The sequence below is a fragment of the uncultured Campylobacter sp. genome (assembly GCF_963517995.1).
Classification (GTDB): domain Bacteria; phylum Campylobacterota; class Campylobacteria; order Campylobacterales; family Campylobacteraceae; genus Campylobacter_A.
In genome coordinates, this window is sequence record NZ_CAUQHQ010000130.1 from 1 (window position 1) to 6255 (window position 6255).

At 46.6% G+C, this 6255-nt stretch carries 6 protein-coding genes; all 6 read left to right on the forward strand.

The genetic code is table 11. From position 1 onward, the window contains the following. Nucleotides 1-1628, forward strand: a 1628-nt coding sequence (locus RYL88_RS10750; protein WP_314991204.1) for an AAA family ATPase, incomplete at its 5' end; no start/stop codon positions are given. A gap of 18 nt (nucleotides 1629-1646) precedes the next feature. After that, nucleotides 1647-2306 carry a leucyl/phenylalanyl-tRNA--protein transferase gene (gene aat, locus RYL88_RS10755; RefSeq protein WP_314991206.1) on the forward strand — a complete coding sequence of 220 codons (660 nt, stop codon included), beginning with the start codon at nucleotides 1647-1649 and terminating at the stop codon, nucleotides 2304-2306. A 56-nt stretch (nucleotides 2307-2362) separates the two neighbouring features. Beyond that, complete coding sequence (gene flgB / locus RYL88_RS10760; RefSeq protein ID WP_314991208.1) at nucleotides 2363-2800, forward strand: flagellar basal body rod protein FlgB; 438 nt, start codon at nucleotides 2363-2365, stop codon at nucleotides 2798-2800. Nucleotides 2801-2809: 9 nt separating this feature from the next. Then, nucleotides 2810-3307 carry a flagellar basal body rod protein FlgC gene (flgC, locus tag RYL88_RS10765; RefSeq protein WP_314991210.1) on the forward strand — a complete coding sequence of 166 codons (498 nt, stop codon included), beginning with the start codon at nucleotides 2810-2812 and terminating at the stop codon, nucleotides 3305-3307. Between the two features lie 5 nt (nucleotides 3308-3312). Then, nucleotides 3313-3615, forward strand: a complete 303-nt coding sequence (fliE, locus tag RYL88_RS10770) for a flagellar hook-basal body complex protein FliE (protein ID WP_314391293.1) — start codon at nucleotides 3313-3315, stop codon at nucleotides 3613-3615. Nucleotides 3616-3618: 3 nt separating this feature from the next. Continuing rightward, the gene (locus RYL88_RS10775; RefSeq protein ID WP_314991213.1) at nucleotides 3619-5496 is read left to right on the forward strand and encodes a penicillin-binding protein 2; all 1878 of its coding nucleotides are present in this window, start codon (nucleotides 3619-3621) and stop codon (nucleotides 5494-5496) included. Nucleotides 5497-6255 lie beyond the last annotated feature (759 nt).

A 6255-nucleotide genomic window follows, 5' to 3' on the forward strand; every position in this document is an offset into this window, starting at 1 on the left:
CGCTAAGCCGCCGCAAGAAGAATAATCCGATCCTAGTAGGCGAAGCGGGCGTGGGCAAAACAGCCGTAGTTGAGGGGCTCGCGCTAAAAGTCGCAAGCGGCGAGGTGCCGCAGCGGCTAAAGCAAGCGCAAATTTTTGCCCTGGATATCGGCGCGATGATAGCGGGCACGAAATACCGCGGCGACTTTGAAAAACGCCTAAAAGACGTGATGGACGAGGTGGCCGAGCAAGAAGACGCTATAGTTTTTATCGACGAGATTCACACGATCGTGGGCGCGGGAGCTACGAGCGGCGGCGGGCTTGATATGTCAAATTTACTAAAGCCAGCCCTTACAAGCGGCTCGCTTCGCTGCATCGGAGCGACGACATACGCGGAGTATCGCAGTTTTTTTGAAAAAGAAAAAGCCCTCTCGCGCAGATTTGCTAAAATCGACGTCGTAGAGCCGAGCGCGGACGAGAGCGTCGAGATCCTAAAAGGGCTTCGCGCCAAATACGAGAGCTTTCACGGCGTCAAATTTAGCGACGAAATTTTAGCCAAAAGCGTAGAGCTAGCCAAAAAGTACCTAAACGATAGATTTTTGCCCGATAGCGCCATCGATCTCATCGACGAGGTCGGCGCGGCTCTAGCCCTACAAAACAGAAGCAAAACCGTAAAAATGTCCGATCTAAGCGCGGTTTTAAGCAAGATGGCAAATATCCCCGATACCAATCTAAAATCAGACGCCGCGGCAAATTTGAAAAATCTAGCCCAAAGGCTGAAGTCTGAAATCTTCGGTCAAGACGAGGCCATAGATACGCTAGTAGCGGCGATCAAGCGCTCGTATGCGGGGCTAAAGCAGCCAAACGCGCCCGTAGGTGTATTTTTGTTTACGGGATCAAGCGGCGTGGGTAAAAGCGAGCTAAGCGCGGCTCTAGCGCAAAATTTGGGCGTGCATTTCGAGCGGTTTGATATGAGCGAATACATGGAAAAACACAGCGTCTCGCGTCTCATCGGCGCGCCTCCGGGATATGTCGGTTTTGAAGAGGGCGGTATACTCACAAACGCAGTTAAAAAGCACCCTTATAGCGTGATTTTGTTTGACGAGATCGAAAAGGCCAGCGACGAGATGATAAACGTCTTTTTGCAAATTTTCGATGGCGCGAGCCTCACCGATAACACGGGCGCAAAGAGCGATTTTCGCAACGCAGTCATCATAATGAGCTCAAATTTAGGCTCAAAAGAGGCTGCGACGCTGGGCTTTAGTAAAGACGAAAGAGGTAAAGCAGACTCCGCGGTAAAGGGATTTTTCAGCCCAGAGTTTCGCAACCGCATCGATAAAATCGTGCATTTTAACGACCTTAGCGAGGACGCGCTAAGCCTCATCGCGCAAAAGATAATTAACGAGATAAACTCAAGCCTCGCCGAGAAAAAAGTCGTCCTAAAAGCCTCCGCCGAAGCTAAAAAATACCTCTGGCAAAAGGGCTATAGCAAGGAATTTGGCGCGAGAAATCTAAAACGCCTAGTGCAAGACGAAATCTCGACCAAGCTTAGCGACGAGATACTTTTTGGCGCGCTAAAAAACGGCGGCGTCGCAAACATCACGCTAAAGGGCGGCGAGCTTGCGTTTAAATTTGAAACTCTAAAATAAGCGGACGCGGGGTCAAATTTGGAAAAAATTTATAACTTCCCAGACCCCGCAAACGCTCCCGCAAACTCGCCTTTAGCCGTCGGTGGCGATCTAAGTGCCGATGCTCTTTTGCAAGCTTACGACAAAGGCATCTTCCCGTGGTTTTTGCCCGGCGAACCCATATACTGGTGGTCGCCAGATCCTCGCGCAGTGCTGGCTCCAAGCGAGGTGCGCGTGCAAAAGAGCATAAAACCCGCGCTTAAAAAATTTGAAGTACGATTTGACTACGACTTTGAAAATTTTCTAAAAATCTGCAAAAGCGAGCGCGAAAAAAAGGGGCCCACGTGGCTAAGCGAAGAGATCGTGCGCGCATACGTAAATTTACATCGTCTGGGTATCTCGCACAGCGTGGAAGTTTACGAGGACGGCGAGCTAGCGGGCGGGCTTTACGGGCAAATTTTCGGCAAGGTCTTTTGCGGCGAAAGTATGATCAGCCTAAAAACGGGCGCGTCAAAGGTCGCTCTCATCGCGCTTTGCCGCGCTTTAGAGCCGTTTGATTTTCTCATCGACTGCCAGGTCATGAACGAGCACCTAAAATTTATGGGCTCAAAGGCGATGAGGCGAAGCGATTTTTTAGCCAAATTTAACGAGCTAAAAAACCAACCTAGCGGCTTTGGCGAATTTAAAAATTTACCATAAATTTGGAACGTCTTTTGCTTATTATCTCGTAAAATTTAGATAAAAAAGGCAAGAAAATGTTCGCAGGTATCCAAACCTCAAAATCAAAACCGCTCGTAGAAAGCGCACTGGTAAGCAGAAATTTGCGCCAGCAGATGATTTCTAGCAACATAGCAAACATCGATACGCCTTTTTACAAAGCTCGCGACATCGCGTTTGAAGCGGCCTTGTCGCAAACAGCGCAAGAAATCTACGGCAAAGACGAAAATAAAATTTTAAAACTCGCGCAAACCGACGACGCGCACTTTCCTCGCGCGGATTTTCCGGCGTCAAACGATGCGACGATATTTTTACGCGACGGACACATGGCTCGAAACGACGCAAACACCGTCGATCTAGACGTCGAAACGACCGAGCTAAGCAAAAATGCGATAATGGTAACCGCGCTAGATAGAGCCATGAGGCAAAGCGGCCAGATATTTAAAAGCGTGATCGACGCTAGCAGCAAAATTTAAGGATAGATTATGAGCAATTATTTAAGCGACTTTGATATCAGCGGATACGGACTAAGCGCCCAGCGCTTTAGAATGAACGTCATTAGCTCCAATATCGCCAATGCAAACACCGTGCGAACGGCGGAAGGCGGTCCGTATAGACGCCGCGAGGTGATATTTAAGGCGGTTGATTTTGATAGCGTGCTAAACGACGAAGTGGCGAAAAAACATAACTTGCTCGAATACGAGAACCCGCTAGACGATAAATTCTATACAAAAGACGCAAAACCTGCTATAATGAGCGTCGTAGTTGACAAGATAGTGCGCGACGACAAAGACTTTAAGCTAAAATACGATCCGTCTCACCCCGACGCCGACGCGAGGGGCTACGTAGCGTACCCAAACATCAATCCCGTCATCGAAATGGCGGATCTGATCGAAGCCACGCGCGCCTATCAGGCAAACGTTTCGGCGTTTCAGTCAGCTAAAACGATCGCTCAAAACGCGTTAGAATTATTACAAGGTTAAATTTTATGACAAATATAGATAAAATCGGCTCGGTCGCTTCGCCGTTTGAAAAAAAAGAAGCAAAGACTCTGCAAAACCAAAAAGGCGAGCTAAATTTTGGCGACGTGCTAGATAGCTCATTAAAAGAGCTAAACGAGATACAAATGAACGCAGATAAAGCCATCGCCGACCTAGCAACGGGCGAGGTAAAAGACCTGCACCAAGCAGCTATCGCTATCGGCAAGGCCGACACGTCGATGAAGCTTATGCTAGAGATCCGCAATAAGGCTCTAAGCGCGTATAAAGAAATCTCAAGAACGCAAATTTAAACCTTGAATCGGCGAAAATCTGAAACTATCGGCCTTTTCCTGCTGATTTTAGGGCTTATCGGTATATTTTTAGCGGTTGTTTTTTATCGCTCGAATATCGAAAGGCGCCTGCCTAAACTTGAAACCAGCGAAGTAAATACCGCTCTTCGCGGCAACATCATAACTAAAGACGGCTTTAGCGTGACCGGCTCTCAAAAGCTATACAAAGTCACGCTAGACGTTAGAAATATCGATCCCGACAAAAAAGATTTGTTTATAAGACTCTACTGCATCTATAGCGGCGACGATGAAAAATCCGTTAGAAAAATCATAGACCAAGCAAAGGGCGCAGTAACGCTATCCTATAAAATCGACGCTAGAGGCGCGGCATATCTGCAAGAACTATCCAGAAAACTATACAAAAAGAAAATTTTTATCTCTTACGAAGACCCAAATACTGGCGTAGCCGTACTGCGCGATATGAATATCGTAGAAAGCGGGGAAAGTAGGCAATACGTAGCCGCAAACACGCTCACGCCGATGATAGGCTACGTAAAAAAGATAGAAAAAGACGGCATAACGAAAACTCAAGGCGTAAAAGGTGTAGAAAAAGCCTACGAGTACTATATCTCGCCGATACAAGACGCCAAGTTGCTAGGCCCAAAAGACATCGGAAACAACATTATCTTAACCAGCGATTCAAATTTAGCTAATCGCGTAGACGGCTACGACGTCATACTAAATGCTTCGCTCAAATTTCAAACTAGACTCGAGCAAATCATCGACGAGAAGAAGGAATTTCTAAACGCAAAAGAGATAATCGTGGGCGTCATGGACTCAAAAACCGGCGGCTTGCTAGCGTTTGCCAGTACGTCGCGATACGATCCTTCAAATATCAGAAAACAAGATTATAAATTTTTAAATTCATCCGCTACGGAGTACGCGTACGAGGTCGGATCGGTTTTTAAGCCGTTTATATTCGCCGTTCTTTTGGCAAACGACAAAATCAATCCGCTAGAGCGTATAAATACGTATAACGGCGTCTATCAGCTAGGAAAACGCACGATAAAAGACACTCACCCTGAGCCTTTCCTTACGGCCGAGGACATCATCGTATATAGCTCAAATATCGGCATGATACAAATAGTCCAGCGCTTAGACGGAGCTCAAATTTACTCAGGACTACAAAGCTTTGGCTTCACGCAAAAAACAGGTATCGATATGCCCTACGAGCAAGTCGGAAATATGCCGCCCGTAGCCAAGCTAAATTCTCAAATTTATAAAGCCACGATCAGCTACGGATACGGCTTGCAAGCTACTTTTATCCAGCTTTTAAAGGCGTATAACGTGTTTAATAATAAGGGCGTAATGGTAACGCCAAAGGTCGTGGACTCGCTTTATAAAGACGGTAAATTCTACGTAGTAAACGACCCAAAACCCGTTACCGTACTTTCCGCAGAAGCCGCAGAGCGAATGAAACGCATCCTCATAAAAACCGTAGAAATCGGTACGGGCAAAAGAGCCAAGATAGAAGGACTAGAAATCGGCGGCAAAACCGGAACCGCGCACATCGCGACGACGGGCGGCTACGGCAATACCTACAACGGATCGTTTTTCGGCTTTGCTAACGACTCTCGCGGCAACTCCTATACCATCGGCGTTTTAACCAGAGAACCCAAAAAGCCTTATTATTACTTCGGCGCCCAAAGCGCCCTACCGACATTTAGGGCGGCAGTCGAGCTGATGGTGGAAGAAGGATTTTTAAAACCGGATGAAAATTTAACCGCGCCGCAGACGGCAACTACGCCCGAGTCTATCGCAGTGGCTGCAAATGCTACGCAAAAACAACCCGTGCAGACAAACCAGGATAAAAAACAGACCGCGGCTAAAGCCAAAAAATAATCGCGGGCAAAATTAGGCGCCGCGTTTACGTGCCTCAAAAGACCCGCGCCTTTACTTACTTCGCCGCATTTTCCGTATTTATCCAGGCAAATTTGCTGCTAATACTATCTTGGTCGACTTAGAAAATTCATACGTTTGCGACTCTGCTAAATAAGCTAAAATGCGCCGTCTTAGTATAAACGCGAAAGCCATCTGCTTAAATTTATGCAAAAGCGCAACGCAAAAACAAATCCGAAATTTACTAAATTTATAAAAATATTTTGAGGCGATAAAAGGACTATGCGCCAGACGTACTACGGTATTTCAAAAAATTTACTAGCCGCAAATCGCCGCTTGCTTGCAAAACGGCTAAATGCTCCCTTTGGCACGGCGGTCGTTTTGCGTTTGCGCCCATGGATGCAAACTAGCTGTAAGTTAAATATTTTAATATCACCTAAAACCGTATGCAAAACGGCGGCGACGTAAAAGCGCCGCATTTATCTTTATAAGATAAGTCTAAAAAGATCGTAAGCCTGATAAATCAACCCGTGAATGCGAGATAAAACAAATTTTGCGTATTAGACGCGCTAAATTTTAAGATTTATTTAACCCCATAAAGGCGCACGGCTGGGCTAAATTCGGCCGATTGATAGGCTTGTGCTTTAATTTTGCCAATTTTATCAAGCTAAAATCGCCCGCTCATTTGCAAAATAATGCCGCGCTATAAGCCAAATTTCTATGCTCGGGCAGCACGCCCGCGCGCTCTACGCTCTCAAGCAG

Coding starts and splice junctions, on each gene's coding strand:
- flgC (WP_314991210.1), top strand. CDS start 2,810: ATGAGCAATTATTTAAGCGACTTTGATATCAGCGGATACGGACTAAGC.
- flgB (WP_314991208.1), top strand. CDS start 2,363: ATGTTCGCAGGTATCCAAACCTCAAAATCAAAACCGCTCGTAGAAAGC.
- fliE (WP_314391293.1), top strand. CDS start 3,313: ATGACAAATATAGATAAAATCGGCTCGGTCGCTTCGCCGTTTGAAAAA.